The 21,004-nt window shown below is 42.0% G+C and carries 16 protein-coding genes and 1 pseudogene; 4 read left to right on the plus strand and 13 right to left on the minus strand.

Going from position 1 to position 21,004, the window contains the following annotated elements:
• Nucleotides 1–185: 185 nt before the first annotated feature.
• From ACM0OR_RS05900 to ACM0OR_RS05915, 4 genes are all read right to left on the minus strand, one after another.
• Entirely contained in the window at nt 186–1,034 is an 849-nt protein-coding gene (locus ACM0OR_RS05900) for an alpha/beta fold hydrolase (protein ID WP_414575411.1), read from the minus strand.
• Between the two features lie 96 nt (nt 1,035–1,130).
• Nucleotides 1,131–1,775, minus strand: a complete 645-nt coding sequence (locus ACM0OR_RS05905) for a CAP domain-containing protein (protein WP_414575412.1) — start codon at nt 1,773–1,775, stop codon at nt 1,131–1,133.
• A gap of 120 nt (nt 1,776–1,895) precedes the next feature.
• Nucleotides 1,896–2,750, minus strand: coding sequence for a phosphotransferase family protein (locus tag ACM0OR_RS05910; RefSeq protein ID WP_323267432.1), 855 nt, complete (start codon nt 2,748–2,750; stop codon nt 1,896–1,898).
• A gap of 180 nt (nt 2,751–2,930) precedes the next feature.
• The gene (locus ACM0OR_RS05915; RefSeq protein WP_414575413.1) at nt 2,931–3,632 is read right to left on the minus strand and encodes a CAP domain-containing protein; all 702 of its coding nucleotides are present in this window, start codon (nt 3,630–3,632) and stop codon (nt 2,931–2,933) included.
• Between the two features lie 397 nt (nt 3,633–4,029).
• On the opposite strand from ACM0OR_RS05915, the gene ACM0OR_RS05920 reads away from it, so the two are divergent.
• The gene (locus tag ACM0OR_RS05920) at nt 4,030–4,536 is read left to right on the plus strand and encodes a GNAT family N-acetyltransferase (protein ID WP_414575472.1); all 507 of its coding nucleotides are present in this window, start codon (nt 4,030–4,032) and stop codon (nt 4,534–4,536) included.
• A gap of 202 nt (nt 4,537–4,738) precedes the next feature.
• Here the strand turns inward: ACM0OR_RS05920 and ACM0OR_RS05925 are convergent, their stop codons facing one another.
• The 5 genes from ACM0OR_RS05925 to topA form a co-directional block, all read right to left on the minus strand.
• On the minus strand, nt 4,739–7,393 hold the full coding sequence (locus ACM0OR_RS05925; RefSeq protein ID WP_414575414.1) for an HD family phosphohydrolase: 2,655 nt from the start codon (nt 7,391–7,393) through the stop codon (nt 4,739–4,741).
• Nucleotides 7,394–7,524: 131 nt separating this feature from the next.
• Nucleotides 7,525–8,448 (minus strand): ADP-ribosylglycohydrolase family protein, encoded by a 924-nt coding sequence (locus tag ACM0OR_RS05930; protein WP_414575415.1) that lies wholly within the window; start codon nt 8,446–8,448, stop codon nt 7,525–7,527.
• Nucleotides 8,449–8,569: 121 nt separating this feature from the next.
• Nucleotides 8,570–9,013 carry a type II 3-dehydroquinate dehydratase gene (gene aroQ, locus ACM0OR_RS05935; RefSeq protein WP_190709547.1) on the minus strand — a complete coding sequence of 148 codons (444 nt, stop codon included), beginning with the start codon at nt 9,011–9,013 and terminating at the stop codon, nt 8,570–8,572.
• A 25-nt stretch (nt 9,014–9,038) separates the two neighbouring features.
• Nucleotides 9,039–9,176, minus strand: a complete 138-nt coding sequence (locus ACM0OR_RS05940; protein ID WP_190709529.1) for a hypothetical protein — start codon at nt 9,174–9,176, stop codon at nt 9,039–9,041.
• Between the two features lie 295 nt (nt 9,177–9,471).
• Complete coding sequence (topA, locus tag ACM0OR_RS05945; protein WP_414575416.1) at nt 9,472–12,123, minus strand: type I DNA topoisomerase; 2,652 nt, start codon at nt 12,121–12,123, stop codon at nt 9,472–9,474.
• Between the two features lie 343 nt (nt 12,124–12,466).
• Between topA and ACM0OR_RS05950 the strand changes: the two genes are divergently transcribed.
• Entirely contained in the window at nt 12,467–12,607 is a 141-nt protein-coding gene (locus ACM0OR_RS05950; RefSeq protein WP_414575417.1) for a hypothetical protein, read from the plus strand.
• 108 nt (nt 12,608–12,715) lie between these two features.
• A complete protein-coding gene (locus ACM0OR_RS05955; RefSeq protein ID WP_414575418.1) occupies nt 12,716–13,270 on the plus strand; it encodes a Uma2 family endonuclease in 555 nt (184 codons plus the stop codon).
• Between the two features lies 1 nt (nt 13,271).
• Here ACM0OR_RS05955 and ACM0OR_RS05960 read toward each other — a convergent pair whose 3' ends face one another.
• From ACM0OR_RS05960 to ACM0OR_RS05970, 3 genes are all read right to left on the minus strand, one after another.
• The gene (locus ACM0OR_RS05960) at nt 13,272–15,797 is read right to left on the minus strand and encodes a cyclic nucleotide-binding domain-containing protein (protein WP_414575473.1); all 2,526 of its coding nucleotides are present in this window, start codon (nt 15,795–15,797) and stop codon (nt 13,272–13,274) included.
• Nucleotides 15,798–16,066: 269 nt separating this feature from the next.
• A complete protein-coding gene (locus ACM0OR_RS05965; protein ID WP_414575419.1) occupies nt 16,067–17,191 on the minus strand; it encodes an AI-2E family transporter in 1,125 nt (374 codons plus the stop codon).
• 90 nt (nt 17,192–17,281) lie between these two features.
• On the minus strand, nt 17,282–17,461 hold the full coding sequence (locus tag ACM0OR_RS05970) for a hypothetical protein (RefSeq protein WP_414575474.1): 180 nt from the start codon (nt 17,459–17,461) through the stop codon (nt 17,282–17,284).
• A 185-nt stretch (nt 17,462–17,646) separates the two neighbouring features.
• Between ACM0OR_RS05970 and ftsH the strand changes: the two are divergent.
• Nucleotides 17,647–19,609, plus strand: a pseudogene (gene ftsH, locus ACM0OR_RS05975) (ATP-dependent zinc metalloprotease FtsH).
• 193 nt (nt 19,610–19,802) lie between these two features.
• Here the strand turns inward: ftsH and ACM0OR_RS05980 are convergent.
• The gene (locus ACM0OR_RS05980) at nt 19,803–20,849 is read right to left on the minus strand and encodes an isochorismatase (RefSeq protein WP_414575420.1); all 1,047 of its coding nucleotides are present in this window, start codon (nt 20,847–20,849) and stop codon (nt 19,803–19,805) included.
• Nucleotides 20,850–21,004 lie beyond the last annotated feature (155 nt).

Raw genomic sequence — 21,004 nt, forward strand, 5'->3', positions numbered from 1 at the left:
TCTAGCATCCCTAGGTTCTATAGATGATGTTTTTTGTCAATGCGTAAGTCCTATTGACATATAAAATGCAATATATTTTATATGTTTTACTTATATATAAGAGATTGCTGACTAATGAGTGAGTGTCACCTTTCAACACTCAGCACGCTGTTCAACGCCGCGCTACCGCTAACAGCACTCAGCACTCAGCACTCATTACTCATTACTTGGGAATGATTTGCTAACCATCCGTCAATATCACCCAGTAACTGCTGGGGTATTTCCCAGGGAAAAAGATGAGCCGTGTTAGGGTAGCATTGCCACTGGCTATTTTTAAGGTTTTGAGCCGTTTCTAAGCTGGACTCGGCTGTAATGTGACGGTCTTGAGAGCCAGCAAGTACCAGACTGGGACAATGAATTTGCTTCAGGTCTTCTAGTCGGTTATATCCCAAACGTAAGGCACTATAAAGGGCGCGAGTGGCAGATGTGGAAGTTTGTAAATAAGCTGGTACGGCATCTTGTGCAATGTAATTATATGCTGTATTTGTATGTTGCTGGATGAGGTAACGAAATAGCGATCGCTTACCAAAAGTCTCAATATTCCATTGCCAGCCAGGTTTAACAGAGTTCAAAAGCGCAGCAACACCTGTGTAAAGATTATCTTGCCAAGTAATGGGGGGATGATTCCCACGAGGTCTAGCGGCTGTCGCTATCAAAATTAACCCTGTGACACGTTGTGGTAAACGCAAAGCTAACTCCATTGCCAAGATGCCACCTAATGACCATCCCAACACCAAACATTTTTCGATTTGGAAAGAGTCTATCAGGGCTTCTAAGTCACTTAAATGATCCTGCATCACAAAATTTCCCTGAAAGCGACTTTTGCCGTATCCGCGCAAATCTGGAGCAAAAGTTTGGTAGCGTTTTGCTAAATGATTGGTAAATACGGAAAGACTACGACCACAGCCAGGATGACCGTGTAAACACAAAATCGGAAATCCTTCACCTTGAATATCAACTTTGAGGTTTACAGCTTTCGTATAACTATCAGGCATTATGTTAGGTTCTGAGCAATATTGGTGCTGCTGTTAGAGACTGTCTCATAGCTTGCAGTCCACAGACACAACGATTATACGAATTTCTAATAAAACTTACTTTGATGTGAATCCCCCGGCGTAGGTAATCACACACATTTGCCTATATGTAGCGTGGATACCAAAGGCTACCCCTGTCACCTGAAAAGCTGGGTTAAAAATATTGGTACGATGACCCCGCGATCGCACTCCATCATCAATAATTAATTGCATGACAATATCTTGGGCAGTGTGAGAACCATAACTAATGTTTTCCCCGGCTGTCACCTGCCAATTACCGTAGCGACTCATACGAGTGAACGGGTTACTACCATCGCTACCATCATGACCTACAGAACCTTTTTTCCCTTGGTCTAGAACGTGATCTCTAGCAGCCAAAGACATACCTTCAGATATAGTCAATGATTTTACTGGATGAGCAGACTTGAGAAAAGCGATCGCTTCATCTACTGCTTTTACCCCTTCTTGGGTTTGTAAATAAACATGATCGCCAAGTTTAACTTTATTTCCCTGAAACCGCCGGCGATAATTTTCCAAGAGAGGGATATATGCTTGAGGATTGGTGCGGACTTTGTTCGTCTCCTCTGCTACTAGTTGTTCTAATGGGGAGATATTGTATGTTTGTTTCAACCTTTCCGAACTTTTTGGCGAAATCCCCTGTATAAGTTGCCGAAATTGCAGTTGCTGATTTAGTAATTTCATAACTGGAAGTTGTCAACAAGATATATTTAGCTCCACGGTGTGGACAGCAGTTTTCGGACATAGGGGTGTACAAAATGTACGTCTCTACATCTGTACACCTATAGGTTGAAACTCTCTGGCTCAACCGATGTGAGCTAACGATAATGAAATATTGTTATACTTGATTCCGGCTAATGCCCACTGAAGTTCAAATGTCCCTGCCCAAAATCGCGCCCGTTCGATGACATTATTTAATAAAGGGTAGTTACTTTGCATACAACGTACAATGCTCTCACCGTAATTACTTAATTGCACTGCAATGTCACAAGCTGGATCACCCAAACCGGCAGTACCAAAATCGATCATGCCCGTAATACTTTCTGATCCTGAATCAAATAGTATGTGATACACTGGCAAGTCGCCATCAATTAGTACGCGTGTGTAGCTGAGGTCGAGTTCACCTGAGACTACTGGTGCAAACAGTTCGTTGATCCATGTTTTTTGATAACGCCATAGGTGAGGGAACAAGATGTCCTGAACCTGCTCATACAACTCTAACCAATCTGCACGCGATCGCTCCGCACCTGATGAAGATATCTCAGAACTCACTAAAACTTCATAGGGAATACTGTGTAACTGTTGATGAAATTTGGCAATTTGAGAAATCACACGCGCCTTTGCGGCTGGAGCTAATTTCAGTAAGGTATGGCGAGAAAGAGGTTCACCTTTGATAAATCGATAACTGACAAAGGTTTCTTCCAGGTGTTCAAAGTGCGGAACTGGTAAATCAACATAACCTTGCACAATTTTCAACACCTTCGCCTCATGAGCTAGCGACTCTGTTCCCCAGTCTACTTTGACAAAACGACATACTAGGTCATGATTGACCACCACCACATCATTAACCATCCCATCTTGGTTAAAATCAAGATGTTCAAAAGAAATGCCTGGATAAACAGTACAAATTTTTTCTAAATAAGCAGGGGGAATATTCACAACAACTCCGTAAATAGTTACAACAAACAGTTAGAACTGATCGGATGAAATATCCGATTGAAGCGGGTTCACTAATTTCTATGTTTGTTGCACTACCAACGCATCATTGTAGTTAAACTCCCTGAAAAATCTTTAGTGATAAGTATAGCATCTGTGTGCAATCCTCAGACTATGCCACAGCTATTTTTCTAGATAGCCTCCAGCATAAGTAATCACACACATTGTTCTATAAATCTTGTGAGTCCCATAGGCAACACCGGTCACTTTAAAATTACCATTAAAAATATTGGTGCGATGACCCCGTGATGGTACGCCATCATCAATAATTAATTGCATGACAATATCTTGAGCAGTGTTAGGGCCGTAACTGATATTTTCGGCTGCTGTAGTTTGCCACCTACCATAACGATTAATGCGAGTGAAAGGGGTGCTACCATCGCTACCATTATGGCCAGTTGTGCCTTTTGTACTCTGATCTTTAATATGATCCCTAGAACCTAAAGACATTCCCTTAGATATCCTTAATGTTCCCACAGGACGGACTGACTTGAGAAACGCGATCGCCTCATTAACAGGTTTCACTCCTTCTTGGGTGACGAGATAGGTATTATTAGAAATTCTCACACGATTGCCTTGAAAGCGTTTTTGATAATTTTCTATGATAGGAATATATGCCTTGGGGTTTGTCCGCACTTTGTTCATTTCTTGAACTACCTGCTGTTCTAAAGGTGAAATAATACTCGCGTTGCTTAACAGCATTGAACTGGCTGTTGGTCTTACATCTAAAGTAGATTGTGATACAGAGGGAGTAGATAATATAAATGCGCTCGACAAGAAGGTTGCTATAGTTCCCAGTGTTAATACGCAAAACTTACTTAGCATATCAAAAACCTCATTTTTTATAATCCAGCACAAATTTTAGTAAACATAGAATTTTTCCGCAAAAACTCTTTCCTGTTTATCATAATATTTGTAGCTTTAATTTAGATAAAATGTAACTAGTAAATACAAGTAGTTGATTTATATTTCAGAACTTTCTCTAGTTGCTGAAGTAGATCAATTTGTAATTACCAACATCCTTTGAAGTTACATTTAATTTAATAGGAGAAAATAAATTAAGTAAAACGGACTTAATAATTAAAGGTTTATAGTGAGTGCTGTTATCCTAGCAGGGATTTTGTCTTGGAGTTGAAACAGTATTACAATTTGTAATAATTAGTATTATGATAAAGTATCTTGGGTATTGTAGATAGCTAAAACTACTTTTAGTTTAAAAATGATGAATATTCGTTGTGAAATACTATCAGATTATCATGCCATAGCTGAAGTAAATCGATTAGCATTTGGTGGAGAAACAGAGGTTAAAATTATAGAAGCCATTCGCAATTCTGAATTTTATATTCCCGAACTTTCTCTAGTTGCTGAAGTAGACCAATTTATAATTGCCCACATCCTGTTAAGTTATATTCAATTAGTAGGTGAAGATAAACTACAAGTATTAGCTTTAGCACCTCTAGCTGTGCATCCACAATTTCAAAGACAAGGAATTGGTAGTGAATTAGTAAAAGCAGGATTAACAAAAGCTGAAGAAAAGCAAGAAGCTTTAGTTATTGTTTTAGGTCATACCCATTTTTATACTCGGTTTGGTTTTGAGCCATCGGTGAATTATGGTATTGAATCACCTTTCCCTGTTCCAGAGGAAGTTTTTATGGTCAAACCACTGCAAAAATATCAAAAAAATTATCGGGGTAAGGTTGTTTATCCACCAGCTTTTGAAGAGTGCTGAGTTGTGAGTTGTGAGTGCTGAGTGGTGAGTGCTGAGTTGTGTTAGCGGTAGTGGTAGCGCGGCGTTTAGCCGGTGCTAAGTGCTGAGTTGTGAGTTAAAGCCCCCTATTTCTATAAGCATCACGTTTTGATCCTTCATTAAAATACCCGTTACAAAATGTAATTGCTTCAGCGTAGTAGGGCGCAGGCTATTACGAATGGTTTTAACTATTGACTTTATTCTGTGCTTTTAACTTAGGGTAAGCAATGCGTTTGTGATGGAATTGTTGCCAAACTTCTACAAATATTTCGGCGATTTGTGACATTTCTTCTCGCGTCAACCCTGAATCAATAAGTTGATTATCTTGCCATCTCGCGCGGAGAATATTATTTAATACGGTTAATGCTTGTTCGGGATTGACATCTTTGAGCGATCGCAGTGCGGCTTCACAAGCATCAGCTAACATGACAATTCCTGTTTCCCGCGATTGGGGAATGGGGCCAGCATAGCGAAAATCGGCTTCATTGACAATAATGCTGGGGTCAGCTTGTGCCATCTGTTCTGCTTGATGATAAAAATAGGCAATCAGCATTGTCCCTTGATGTTCGGGGATAAACGCTTGAATGGCTGTTGGTAACAAGTGTTTCCTCGCCATAACTAACCCTTCGCTGACGTGCTTTTTGATGATATCTGCACTCTTCCAAGGGTCTTTAATCTCTGTTTCGTGTTTGTTCGGCCCGCCCATTTGATTTTCAATAAATCCTAAAGGGTCGTGCATTTTACCAATATCATGGTATAGAGTCCCCGCCCTGACTAATTCCACATTGCATCCGAGTTGTTTAGCAGCCGCTTCTGCTAATGTCGCTACTGACAAGGTGTGCTGAAAAGTTCCTGGTGTTTCTGTGGCGAGTCGCTTGAGTAAAGGCCGATTAGGATTGGCTAACTCTGCTAACCGAATGGGGGTAACTAAATCAAATAGTTTTTCTAGATAAGGACTTAAACCTAAAGCTACAATACTCCAGGCTAGGCCAGATAAGGCAAATAATCCGGCTTCTTGCAGCACAATATACCAAGCTGCACCAAAGGCTGCACCAATCAGGAGTTTAATAATTAAGTAAACACCACCTTGAGCCACCGCGATCGCCACACCCAAAAGTGCTAATTCTTCCCGCGATCGCAATCTTTGAGCCGCACAACTACCTAAAATTCCCCCAACTGCTCCAGTCAACAACGTGATGGCACTAATTTCTAAGCTGAATGGTAACAAAAATAACAGTAAAACAATCACTGTCACACCCAAGCTAGGGCCATAAAAGCTCCCCAGAAGCAAACCTACAGCACCCCAAGTAGCATAAGGTACGCCAAATGCTAAAACTCCCGGTGTACTCAAGGTTAATAGTAAAACTAACAGGCGATCGCGTTGTCGCAAGTTGTACTTAATTCGTCTTTCTACCAAAATAAATACGCCAATTGCGCCAGTTACCAAGGTTGCTAACTTCAGCAATCCCCACCAGTTATTTTCTCGGCGAATCAGTTGATAATGCTCTAATATTTCAAAATGCCATGCTGTAATGATGTCTCCCTTATTCACAATGATATGGCCTCGCTTCACATCAATGAACACGGGTGTTACACCAGCTGCTGCTTTTTGAGCTTGTTGTTTGCTTTGTTCTTCGTCTGTTTTTAAATTAGCTTCTAAGATGGCTAATAATATTTGTTTTGCTAAAGCTTCGGCATTTCTGGGGACGAAGGCTTGTACGTGTAAGCTGACAGCATTATTTAAAATACTATCTGGTAAGCCTCTGGGAATACCTTGAGTAAGAATACGTTCTGCACTTTGATGAATTCCTGATTGGGTTTTTGTCCACTCATCATCTGATAATTCCAGCAGAACTGTTTCACTATATATTGTCTGTGGAGTCACACTATTGAGTCTGAGTAGTTGATTGCTAGCTTGGGAGTATGCTTGGCGAGCTTGGGATATGTGATCTATGACAGAGGATAGGTTTTTTTCACCAATCATGACTCGGTAAGCTAATATTTCTGCTAAGGCTTGTGTCAGCTCACTTTTAGCAAAAATATTAATGGGTTGATCGCCCTGGACACGACCGTCTTGATTTTTGGTAACTGGGTTACTGTTAGCAGGTTGTTTACCAGTATTTTGTCGGAAGCGATTACTTTGCTGTAATTGGGTAGTATTTTTTATAGTAGTCAACAAAGCCTGCCATTCCAAGTCCGAGCAAGAGCGTAGATAATGCTGAGTAGATACAGACAAAACGGAAACATCATAGAACGGAAAAGAACCAGCAATGTTACGAATTGCGTTACCCTCATCCAGTAATTTTTGTAATTTTTGGTTGATTTGTTCAGTGATTTCAGCATCAACCATTAATACTGGTGTGGAACTTTTACTTGCATTTTTGCGTTTATCTGCGGTTTTTTGCTGATCCTCAATTTTGTCAGGGTAAGGGGCTTTAATTGTCTGTGGTGCAAGAGTTCCTACTTTTAATTTAGGCTGATTGTATAGTCTATGACCCATTACACCAGTCAGTGATACAACTGCGATCGCTAAAACTAAAGAGGAACGCTTTTCATGTACCCAACCCAGACCTATTACCTCAATCCTACTCTGATTTTTGACCAATTTTGTCATTGCTCTGAGGTCGATTTTGCGTTTTTTCTGGCCGCCGTTGTTGTTATGCGGGAATAAATGCCAGACTATATTTTTGAAGATAGCTTTTGTTGCGTCATTATGAGAGTTTTTGCCTTTTTGACTCACCGCCACAAGTAATTTTCCTTTACGGCTAAATAGTCTATATCGCCGCCGCCAATGGGTCAACTGCCGATTCAAGGACTGCAAAAATCGCTGTGTTTTCATTACCTATGGCTGCTTAGTTTCGATATGTCAAAATAGGACAATCGTTAAAAAGGGGACAGGGTACAGGGGAAGGGTGACAGGGAAAAATAAGGAATGTTACACAATGCCCTATGCCCAATTACGAATTAATCTTAACGCGCCCGAATGACGCGAGGAGCAGCATAGACGCAAGGTGGTATATTTTCGTTAGACATTAAGCTTTCCTCGTGTGCAAACTCCTGGGAATTTAGCCCAGGTTCATACACTCCCGACCAGGTAGTCGCAAGCGCATCAGCTAATTCTAGCACTTGCGAAATTTGGCTCAATTGTCTGGTTAGCGAAACTCTCCAATTTACCGGAATACTAGTATTACTGTTATACACTCCAGATAACAGACCCGTGATTACACTTGTATTCGGAAAATATAAATTATCAGAGTGTTTTTGCCAGATTTCATCATGGCGAATAGACCGTAAAACGGCTAAAGGGAAGTCTTCTAAGGTGCTAAGAAAGTAATAAAATGCGAGAGCTATTTCATTGGAGAACGTTCCTTGGCTATCTAACTCAGCTTGTACTCTTTCTAAGCTAGCCCTTCGTTCTAACAGATTATTTACTTTTAATAAATTTTGTGGAAGTGAGGTGTTTGTCTCGCCAATAAAGGCAATTATTTGGGGAATGAGGGTTTGGGGATGGAGTTTTTCTGTCAGCGATTGCGCGATCGCATATCCTATTGCTAGGGTGCTATCCCTAATTTCTAGGTTACTATCCCAATTTTTTAACAGCCGCAGTAAATTTTGGTGTAGTTTTACCGGATTTTCGTGAAAAAAAACAGAAATAGGAATTGTAGCGAAAATTATTTTTGATGGTTCTAAATGTGTAAATTTTTGTTGATAAATTTCTAACCAATCATCTATATCAAATTTTCCTAATTTAATTAAACTGGTAGCACCAGGAACTACACTTTGGGCAAAGTCACCACCAATTGGATGTTTTAGCTGACTACTTTGGGCTAAAGCTTCCCCTACTAATCCCCCCAAGAAGACACCCCTGAACCGACTCCCAAGTAAATAGCGCATGGTTTAACTAACTGTTAATTGGGCATGGGGCATTGGGCATATAAATTCAAAATTGAAGATGGCCTACTGCTGGGCTGACGCCGACAAAATCCAAAAATAACCCAAATTTAGTCTTTTTGAATTACGAATTTAAATGATGCACTAAAGCTTGTAAACCTAAAAGGTAACTTTGTACACCAAAACCACTAATTTGTCCCATCACTACCGGAGCTATGTAAGAGTGATGGCGGAACTCTTCTCGGCGATAAATATTACTGAGATGGACTTCTACTGTCGGTATATTTACAGCAGCGATCGCATCTCTCAACGCCACACTCGTATGAGTATAAGCCCCGGCATTAATCAAAATTCCTTGGTGTTTTCCTAGTGCTTCATGAATTGCATCGACTAACACACCTTCATGATTTGACTGCATAGGAAACACCTTTGCCTGTAAATTTAGTGCTGCTTCTGCTAATAGGCAGTTAATCTCAGACAAGGTAGTAGAACCGTAAACGCCTGGTTCTCGTTGTCCCAGCAAATTCAGGTTTGGCCCGTGCAGCACCAAAATATTTAGAGGTTGTATTGTCAATGATTGTACCTTCAGTCTACTAACGACGACGCGATCGCTGATCTACAGGGATCGGAATCAGTTCTGGTTCCGGCTCTACTTCAGGCCCCAGTAGGGACTCAATCAGCTTACGCGCCAATTCTTTTAGCTTTTCCAGTACCTTTTCTATATAGTCCATTAAACTGACTGCTCCTGAGATACTACCTCAATTTTGGTTTACAGCTACTTAAAAACTGGCGTAATTTTGCACCTCTGGCTGACTCCGTGGATGATACACACTTTTGTATTTTGGGCATAAGCCACTTTTAAAACTTTAGTGTTGTTATCTCCCTTACTTTTTAGAGTATCACATTCGCAACTAATCGGACGGTAATAGTGATTGAGGATTGGGGATTGGGAATTAGCCAATAGTTCAAAGCCATGACACCATTTAATTATTTAATGACTAATGACTAATGACTAATGACCAATCACTAACCCTCCACCGCTTTTTTCTTCGTCGCCGTTTTTGATTTAGCCGTTGTTGACTTTGATTTAGTGGTGGTAGATTTAGTTGTTTTGCGGGTAGATTTACTCGTCGATGCTTTAGCCGCTAGCAATTCCAAGGCTTGGGATAGGGTGACATCTTCTACTGATACACCTTCTGGTAGCCCAGCATTAGTTTTGTTGTGTTTGATGTAAGGGCCATAGGGGCCGTCGTAGATATTTACTGGTGCATCATCGTCTGGATGTGTACCCAATTCCTTTAAAGCGGCTTTGGACTTGCTATTGGCAGAACCACGAGTCTTTTTCTGTTCTGATAACAATTCCAATGCTCGTTCTAGGGTAATTGTCAAGACATCATCACTAGCTTTTAAAGAACGGTAATCTTTGCCTTCTTTACCTTGGTCATGGACGACATAAGGGCCAAAACGTCCTAAACTGGTTTGGATTTTGCCGCCGGTAGCTGGATGTACTCCCAAATTGCGGGGTAGTGACAACAAACCAATGGCTGTCTCTAGGGTGATGGTTTCTGGTGTGACACCTTTGGGTAAAGATGCTTGCTTGGGTTTGGGGTTTTCGTCTGACTTGTCGCCTAACTGGACGTAAGGGCCATAAGCACCAATTTTGACGTAAATTGGTTCACCAGTTTCGGGATGACGGCCTAATTGGTCTGGCCCTACGGTTTTTTGCCTTAGCAGAACTTCGACTTGTTTGGGGTCAAGGTCGGCTGGAGTCAGGTCTTTGGGAATTGAGGCGGTGATTACTCCGTCACCGTTGTCTACCTCAATGTAAGGGCCGTATTTACCAATACGAACTTTGGCGACTAAATTTTCTAGTTCTACGGTTCTAGCTTTAGTGGCATCAATTTGACTTTCTTGTTCTCTGACTAGGGTTTCTAGACCTTGATCACCGAGATAAAATTCCCGCAAATAGGGCAGCCATTTAGCTTCACCTTCGGCGATATCATCCAGGGTTTGCTCCATTTTGGAAGTAAAACTGGGATCGACAATATCCGGGAAATGTTTTTCCAAGAGAGTGGTGACGGCGAAAGCGGTGAATGTAGGAATCAGGGCATTATTCACCAGTTGGGTGTAACCCTTATCAATGATTGTGCCAATAATGCTGGCGTAGGTACTAGGACGACCAATGCCTTCACTTTCTAGGGTTTTGACTAAGGTCGCTTCAGTGTACCTAGCGGGAGGTTGAGTTTCGTGATCAACGGCGGCTAAGTCTTTACAGTTGGGATGATCACCAACTTTTAAGCTAGGTAAAATCACCTCTTGGTCTTCTAATGCGGCTTCGGGGTCATCAGAACCTTCGACGTAGGCGCGTAAATAGCCAGGAAAATCGATGCGTTTACCGGAAGAACGGAAACCAGCATCTTCAACTTTTAACTGGACGGTGATTTGGGTTTGGCGGGAGTCTGCCATTTGACAGGCGACGGTGCGCTTCCAAATCAAGTCATACAGGGCTAATTCCCGACCACTTAATCCGGTTTCTTGGGGGGTGCGGAAGCTACTACCAGCCGGACGAATGGCTTCGTGGGCTTCCTGTGCGCCTTTGGATTTGGTGGTGTATTGCCTTGGTTGGGGGCTGAGATATGACTTGCCGTATAGTTTTTCTACAGAATCACGGGCAGCTGCGATCGCCTGATCTGACAAATGCACCGAGTCTGTACGCATATAGGTAATATACCCTTGCTCGTACAAACTTTGGGCAACCCGCATGGTGTCCCGTGCGGAGAGGCGCAGTTTGCGGTTCGATTCTTGCTGCAATGTGGAGGTGGTAAATGGTGGCGAAGGTTTGCGGGTAACTGGGCGTTCTTCCACATCTGAGACTGTCCAGGGTTTACCAGTTAGTCTGTCCTTCAGAGCGATCGCATCTTCTTCCGAAAGCAGCACTACATTGCGTCCAGTAGCGATTTGTCCAGTGGATGAGTCAAAATCACTCCCGGTTGCTACTTTAGTGCCTCCTAGGGTGACTAACAGTGATGTAAATGGGGATTTATTCTGCTCCAGGGAAGCTTTTAAATCCCAGTATGCACCTTCCCGGAAAGCCCGGCGTTGGCGTTCTTTGGTGACTAATAGGCTTACAGCCACAGACTGCACCCGCCCCGCAGATAATCCCCAGGCTATTTTTTTCCACAACAAGGGGGAAAGGGTATACCCCACTAATCGGTCTAAAATCCGCCGGGTTTCTTGGGCGCGTACTAGCTGCTCATCGATATTACGGCAGTTTTTCAGAGCCTTTTTAATTGCTTCTTGGGTGATCTCATGAAACACCATCCGCTTAGTCGGGATTTTCGGCTTGAGTAGCTGGTATAAATGCCAACTAATACTTTCACCTTCCCGGTCTTCGTCAGTTGCCAGGATCAGTTCAGTTGCTTCTTTTAAAGCTTCTTTGAGCTGAGTGACAATTTTCTTTTTGTCTTTGGGGACAACATATACAGGTTCAAAGTCTGCGTCCACATTTACCCCAAGCTGCGCCCATGTTTCCCCTTTGACAGCAGCAGGAATTTCACTAGCCGATTGGGGTAGGTCACGCACATGACCCATCGACGCTTCTACCCGATAGTCTTTTGGTAAGTAGTTGCGAATGGTACGAGCTTTGGTTGGAGATTCGACGATGACGAGAGTTGACATGGAAATTTCAATAAAAAAATAGCTATGAAGCTAAACAGTCAAATTGGGGTAATTTCAACGAAATGTCAAGAGGTAAGATCACACTGACTGTAACTTGATCCTCATAAAAACTCCAGGATGTATGAGGACTGGGGAAAAAGGATTTAATTTGTTCCTTCTATTCATCGGCGTTAGTGCGCCTACAGTGGGACGCTTTCTAGAGAATAAGGTAAAACACATTCCTGGATGCGAAATTTTCCACTATTTCTAATCTTTAACTTATCAAAGGCAAATTGGCGACTACTGTTTTCAAAATACCTCACAATATCAATGCTCTAAAATTTGTGATGGCGATTATAACGTAGTGAAGCGAAGCATCCCCGTATCTATTGTCTCCTTTATACATCTTTACTCATCAATTTACTACCGTTCTATTCAGCTACAACTGCACGAAGGTATCACTCACGGTATGGTCTTTAGTTCGGCATTATCGGCGACGGAATAAACAAAGTATAAGGATTTAAATCCCCGTTACAACACGTTGATGGCGAATTGGTTTAAGTCGCTTGTAGGTTAAATTGAGGATGGGATAGGAACAATAGGAGCGATCGCTGTGACCCTAACAACTGCGAAGTGGAGCATTCAAGACTATCATCGCATGATTGCCTCTGGAATTTTAGCAGGGCGACAGGTGGAATTGCTAAGTGGAGAAATTATAGAAATGTCCCCAGAAGGAGAATCCCATGCTTATTGCAGTGATGAAGCCGGAGAATACCTGATTTACCTGTTAGGAAATAAAGCAAAAGTTCGACAAGCAAAACCAATCACCTTACCTGATAGTAACTCTGAACCAGAACCCGATATTGCGATCGCACAACGCTTGGGTCAAAATTACAGAGAACATCACCCTTATCCAGAAAATATTTTTTGGCTAATTGAATATTCAGATTCAAGTCTGACTAAAGATTTAGAAGTAAAAACCAAAATTTACGCCGCCGCAGGTATTCCAGAGTATTGGGTGATTAATTTGCGCAGTATGCAACTGATTATATTTAGAGAACCTATGGCAGAAGGTTATCAGTCCCAAGAAATACTAACTCAAGGTAGTATTACACCCTTAGCATTTCCGGAAATTACGGTTTCTATTGCGAAATTACTGGGCAATTAAGTCAAAATACAATTATCACCCACATACTCAAACCTAAAGCGATCGCAGCTAGATGTTGCCAAAGTATATTTCTCCATGATTGTCGCGCAATCTTTTGCGTTAACACAATTGTCAACAGCACGGAAAAAATCAGGGTTGCACCTTGTAAAAAAGCAATCACGGCTGGATGAGCTACTAATATCGGCAATTGCTCACCACTAAAACCAAAGGTTGCAAAGGTTACAGGCAAAATCTTACCCCCTTCACCCAAACCTAAACGCAAGTAATGGGCTAAGTTCCCTCCCAACACCAAGGGTAAATAACCATAAGCGAGTTCAATAAATGGTCGGGCTTTACGGTGAAGATTGAATATTTTCATACAACCATAGGCGACAAATACAACCACCGTGGGAATTAACAAAGCTAACAGTGATATCCCCAAATGTAGCCAAAATGGAGTTAAATCTAACTGTAACCCCAGCCAAGTTTGCAACTCTGGTAAACGATGCAGATATATTCCCCCGAACAGCAACAACAATAACGCCACTTCATAGTTGTGGGGTACGTGAGTTGTCCACAGTTCAATCCCTGGGGGACGCAAGTTAAACTCAACGGAACGATGGGGACAGGCTTTTAAACAAGTCATGCACAACACGCAATCGCGGTTATCTTCTAACTGTGCGGGATGGGAATACAAGGGACAGCCATCAGTTTCCATCCCTTCGCCTTTTTCCGCACCACCTTTATAACATTGATAGGTCGTACAAGTAGCAGAACAAATTCCCTGTTGCGCCCTGAGTTCCGTCATTGAGAGTTTAGCAAATAAACCATTCATCCCCCCAATGGGGCAAAGATAACGACACCAAAACCGCCTTTCAAACAGGGCTGAGAAAATCATCGCCCCGGAGGTAATTAATAACAGTAAGCAGGCGGAAAGATAGGCAGTATTTTCTAAATTCCAGAGTTCTTCCCAGAGGAAAATGAGAGTAAATAACCCAAACAAAAACCAACCGCCCCATTTTTCAGCCTTCTCTCGCGGCCAGCGTTGGAGTTGACGCGGAAATAGCCACAGAGATAGTTTTTGGGTGATTTCGCCATAAATCATGAAAGGACAGACAGCACACCACACCCGCCCGAAAAAGGGGAAGATAAATAAACCGATAGGCCACCACCAAGCCCAAAATAAATTTAAAGCAAAATTGCGATCGCGTGTTTGCGGCCCTAGAAATAACACACCCACAATAAACGCAAATCCCACCACAGTAAAACCATAGTTAATTCTATCCGGCCACCAATCACTCCGCAAAAATCGCCGTAATCCAGGATACAGGTTTAACAGATTCACTCGAAATTGCTTTTTCTTCGTTTGAGCCGCCCAGAAAATTTCTTCTGTTAACTCTCTTCCCTTCCCAGCTTGCACAATTGCCCGTTCTACAAGGTTTTTCAGTTCCTTGAGATTCCCAGGAAAATCATAGGATTGTAAACGACGCAAGGCTTCTGGCGTGATGCGGGGTTTAGCAACTCCACGCGATCGCACATACAAACTCGTGTAATATTCTACCTGTGCTTGAATATCCGCCTTTCGTACCCGTAGCGGTGGCACTTTAATAATATGACCCACACAGCGTTCTATTTGAGACTGGGCTTTTTCGGAAACTATCAAAATCCTTGCTTTGCTAGTCAGGGGTGCAGCAGTTGCTTCTCCCTGACGAGTCACGGGGGTATATGTCCCTGTTTTCAATAACTTTGCCACAGCCGGTAATAACTCTGGGGGTAACTCTTGAATATTGTTTAAAACTAAAGTCCCTTCCCCTAACCATTCCAACAGTCCCGGCTTTCCCCCAGCACGTCCAAATAAATCTGCACCGCTTGTTTGCAAAATCCCACAATTGATTTTAATAATTGGTTCACGTCGTTTGGGAGAACTAAAGTGAATTAGGGCAGCAATATTATCTTTTTCTAAGCCAGGTTCACCGAAAATATCAACAGGTTCTCGGTCAGAGGCCGCTTCTCGAATTTGCTCTCGCAACCGCACCGCATAGCGACTTGTACCAACAATTCCCCGTTGTGCTTTGGTAACTAAATATGGTCGCAAAGCTACGGAACGTTCTTGTTCGTAAGTTAACGCAGATGTCACCTGGGCTAATTCCTGCGCCAGTTGTCGAGAAATAGCCTGAGTAATTTGGGGATATTGACTAACTAAAGCGCGAAACTCAGCCGCCGGAATAACCCAGACGTGAGATTCTGTGACAGCAGTAATTGTGCATGGGGTCAATTCATCTAAAAGTAATTCCTTGAGGTGAATGACTGCACCTGGAAGGAAGCCACAGGGGAAAACTGGGTTGTTTTTATTAGTAATTTCGCTTTCTAGTTGACCATCGACAAGAATATAAAGTGCTGTTGGGGGAGTACCTTCTTTACTCAGAGTGCTTCCCTGGGGTATAACTTGTGCTTGAATCAGGGGAGCGATCGCATTCAACACTTCTGATGAGAGAATACCTAAATGTGTCCGCTCCTGTAGCCAGATAACCATGTCTGGAGATGTCATCATGATTCCCCCGTGTTCTCTGCTTGCTGTATAACAGGAATTATCCCTGAAAACAGCTGCGTAATGAATTTATCCGATCTACCTAATCTCTTTGTTCCCTTCGTCCTTTTGGGTTTAATTGTGCTGGCGGCGGTGTTTTTTAGCTCGAATAAATTTAAATGAAAGTACGAAGGAACTTCCTGGCTTTTTACGTTATGTGGAAAAGTTAACGCAAAACCTAACCCTCTTCCCTACTAGAGAAAGGGGAAAATTAACTAATCTTCCTAAGATCAAGCATCATCATTTAAATTATTAGCTGGTTTATCCTCTGTCCATTTTTCATCAACTTCAGGAGAGTGAGAAACTATCACTAACTCAGTTTCTTGAGCATGGTTATCTCTCCATTCATCTAAAACATCTTTAATCAATACTTCTTGCACCCAAATTTTAGCGACAACAGTTAACGGCAAAGCTAAAAATAATCCTAAAAAGCCGAAGAAAGTCACGAAAAATAATTGGGCAATTAATGTTACTGCTGGTAGCAAAGAAACTTGTTTTGCCATCACAATAGGGGTGATTAAACTGCTTTCTACCTGTTGAATAATAAAGTATAAAATTAAGACAGCAAGAGCTTTCAAAGGATTATCTAGAAGTGCGATCGCCATTGCTGGAACTACGCTCAGTGTTGGGCCAATATTGGGAATTAAATTTAAAAATCCGGCTAAAACTCCTAAAGCCAAAGCCGCCTTCACTTGCAAAATTGATAAGCCAACAACACTCATTAGTCCCACTACACCCATAGCAATAATTGCACCTGTTACCCATCCCTCTAAGGAGAGTTCGCACTGATCTAAAATCCCTTCGACTCGGCGACGATAAAATGAGGGAAACAGGCGTACAAATACTCGGCGGTAAGCCAATGGGTCAACTAATAACATTCCCGTTAACACCAGGACTAGTAAAACCTTTAAGACAACTTCTAAAGAACCAGAGACAAAGGTAAAAGAACTACCTAACACACGATTGACAATAGGTTGTGCTTGTTGGATCAGACTATTGATATCCGGTATATAGGAAACTAACTGCGGTGGAATACGGGGTCTTAATTCATTTAACCAAGTATTAAAGCGGTTAAAACCTTGGGGTACGCGCGAGGTGAGTTCGTTGAACTGATGGGCAAAAGGTGGGACAATCAACCAGAAAAAGCCGATCACAAGGGCAAAAAATATAGTTACCGCCAGCAAAACAGCAAATCCCCGCTTGAGTCCGGCTCGTTGGAAACGCCTAGCTAACCGATTTAAAGTGGTAGCCAAGACGACAGCAGCAAACATCAGTAGCAAAACTTCTTTGATTTGCCACAATATATATAAAGAGATAACTATGGCGATTAAGCCGATCCATTGACCAAGGTTCACAGGCTGACTCCCAACTTTTGGCGTGATGCTGATTCCTAGCAGTTCCAGTAGGTTAGCTGATTTTTGTTGCTATCGCCTAGAGGTTTTTAGTTAAGTTTGTTTTTGGGTTTGGAATCGCCAGGCTAGAGCGATCGCTATCATTACTGTAGGCAACAAAACGATAATTAAAGCAATAGCATCCGTTGAGGGAATCGGTAAACTCGGTGCTGCATACTTAATCAACGCTGATAACAATGCTGAGAGTACCAGCAACTTCACAATAAAACCCATCTGATTATCCTTAAGAGTACGGCAATACACATTTTGCGGTGGGGTGTCCACTAATTTAGGCTGCATTATCTAGTATCTACAATAAATCTATAACTACACAAACCTTTACAAATTAGGTGACAGGGGACTGATCAATTCGTAATTCGTAATTCGTAATTCGTAATTCAAATTGAGGTAATATCAAAATGCCTGTGGAAACTGATAATAATAAAAAAATTAAACCGCCTAGATTACCGCAATTCGGTGGCAGTTTTTTGATTCTGCTGACTTTGCTTTTACTACTGAATTTTATTGTGCCAAGTTTCTTTGGACAGCGATCGCCACAAGTCCCCTATAGTGATTTTATTGCTCAAGTCCAAGCTGGTAATGTAAATCGGGCGATTGTGGGTGGCGATGGCGTACCCGCCCAGCGTAGCTGATCGCATTGAGTATTCTCTCAAAACTCAAACCCCAGATGGGCAACCCACTGAGCAGGTATTCATCACCACACCAGTAGCTATTGATTTAGATTTACCTAAAATTCTCCGTGAAAATAACGTCGAGTTTGCTGCACCCCCACCAAACCAAAATGGTTGGATTGGCACTTTACTTAGCTGGGTTGCTCCTCCGTTGATTTTCTTTGGCATTTGGGGCTTTTTAATGAATCGTCAAGGTGGTGGCCCGGCTGCATTGACGGTAGGTAAAAGCAAAGCCCGAATTTACTCTGAAGGTAGCACTGGGGTAAAATTCCTCGATGTAGCTGGTGTAGATGAAGCTAAAGCTGAATTGGAAGAAATCGTTGATTTCTTGAAAAATGCTGGGAAATATACTAAATTAGGGGCAAAAATTCCGAAAGGTGTGCTGTTAGTGGGGCCGCCGGGAACTGGTAAAACACTATTAGCAAAAGCGATCGCAGGAGAAGCTAGCGTACCCTTCTTCAGTATCTCTGGTTCAGAGTTTATTGAGTTATTTGTGGGTGTGGGTGCGGCGCGGGTGCGTGACTTGTTTGAACAAGCCAAAAAACAAGCTCCCTGTATTGTCTTCATCGATGAGTTAGATGCACTAGGTAAATCTCGCGGTGGTGCTGGCGGTTTTGTTGGTGGTAACGATGAACGAGAACAAACCCTGAACCAGTTACTCACCGAAATGGATGGCTTTGATGCCAACACAGGGGTAATTATTATCGCCGCTACCAACCGTCCCGAAGTTCTTGACCCAGCTTTGCGCCGTCCTGGTCGCTTCGACCGTCAAGTTGTGGTTGATCGTCCTGATAAAATTGGTCGGGAAGCAATTCTCAATGTCCACGCCAGAAATGTCAAATTGGCTGATGATGTTGACTTGGGTAATATCGCGATCAAAACTCCCGGCTTTGCTGGTGCAGATTTAGCCAACCTCGTTAATGAAGCTGCACTGTTAGCAGCACGACAAAATCGCCAAGCTGTGCTAATGGCAGACTTTAATGAAGCCATTGAGCGTTTAGTTGCTGGATTAGAAAAACGCTCTCGTGTTTTGAACGAAACCGAGAAGAAAACTGTAGCGTATCACGAAGTCGGTCACGCCATCATCGGGGCGTTGATGCCTGGTGCTGGTAGAGTTGAAAAAATCTCTGTTGTCCCCCGTGGTGTCGGTGCATTGGGTTATACAATTCAAATGCCCGAAGAAGACCGCTTCTTGATGATCGAAGATGAAATTCGCGGTCGCATTGCTACCTTGTTGGGTGGACGTTCCGCCGAAGAAGTTGTCTTTGGTAAAGTCTCTACCGGTGCGAGTGATGACATTCAAAAAGCCACGGATTTAGCAGAACGCTACGTTACCCTTTACGGAATGAGTGACCACCTAGGGCCAGTGGCGTTTGAGAAAACTCAACAACAATTTATCGAAGGTTACGGTAATCCCCGCCGTTCTATTAGTCCCAAAGTGGCTGAAGAAATTGACCGCGAAGTTAAGCAGATTGTCGATAATGCCCACCATATCGCCTTGAGTATTTTGCAATACAATCGTGATTTATTAGAAGAGACAGCACAGGAATTGTTGCAAAAAGAAATCCTCGAAGGTGCTTCACTACGGGAACGTCTCCAGCAAGCTCAAACCCCAGAAGAATTATCAGAATGGCTAAGGACAGGTAAATTGTCCCCAGAAAAACCACTATTACAAACACTCTTGGTTTAAAAATTGTAGATGGATTGAAAAAAGGCGATCGCTATTTGGGGAGCGATCGCTTTTTTTATAGCAGGACTTACGCAAAAACTCTCTCAAACCCTTATTTCTCTGTGTTCTCTGTGCCTCTGTGGTTTGTTATTACGTAATTTGTGCGTAAGTCCTATATAGGAATGACAAAGAAACAGACTTTTCAAACATCCTCTTAACACAACCTACAATTTTTTAGCCAGTTGCAGATAGATTCAGTGGATTTGACAATATTCATGCCTGCTGCTGCAAATCGAGCAAATGCTGCATCTGCTTGTTCTGTATAGTCTACAATTCCCGGTACTACAACAGGCGAAGTACAATCCTCTAGTAGATAGATTTTTTGAGCAAGGGTATGATCTATCTGTTGAATTTCTGTTAATAAATCATCAATTGTCCAAGCTACACAGTGACTTTTAGCTTGACCACCAACAATCACTGCATCAAATTCTAAAAGTTGCTGCATTAAGCGTGTATTTTTGTTAGCAAGTAGACTTTGGTCAAAACTTTGCAAGACTTCTGGACGTAAAACAGAATAGTTTTCTGTTAACGGATTGTCACCTTTAATTTCAAATTGTGTTTGACTTCGCCGTGCAATACAGTGGAAAAATATTGCCTCTTCCACCGCAGAAACTAAAGCATGACCAATGCCACCTAACATAGAATGATAAGGCCAAACTGTCAAAGGATATTTACCATCTTGACTGAGTTGCTTAACGTAATGATAGGCGTGTTTTGTCAATAATTCATAGTTGCTATTAATACTATTCGCAATATCTGGGTTCACTTGCCAAATACCATCTTCAATATCTGCTGGAGTAATACTAGTAGCTGCTGGTGTTGGATGTTCGCCTGCCTTATTTAACCAAAAAATAGGATGAAAAATTTGCATGGCTGTATGGGTATCTAGGGTAGGAATAATTTTTGTAATTACGCCTAAGTTCTTATAAATAAACTCACACAATCGTCGATTATCATCTACTGCTCCCGTTTCCGATTGACCTCCAACAAATAATTCAAATTCAGGTATACAAAAAGTATTTTGTACATCTATCAATAATAGACAAATACGCATTTCATCAACAGATGCAGGTTTGATGCTGTGTTGTTCTGCCCATAATTCTGCTTCGGCTGCGCGTTGTTGGTAAGGTACGCGCCAGACTTTGCCTACTTTATCAGAATTGAAGTGAATGGGTAATTTAGTTGTTGTTTGATTGTTCATATGACATTTTTTATTACTTTTGTTAGTTCTCAATAATTGTTGCCATAGAAATTTATTATCTTATAAAGTTATATTTCATACATGGCATTAGCAACATCTAAAATATATATAACATTACTAAAATATTAGTTGTCAAAAATAATCTTGGTATCTGA

The sequence above is a fragment of the Anabaena sp. CCY 9402-a genome (assembly GCF_963920945.1).
GTDB classification, from domain to species: domain Bacteria; phylum Cyanobacteriota; class Cyanobacteriia; order Cyanobacteriales; family Nostocaceae; genus Trichormus; species Trichormus minutissimus.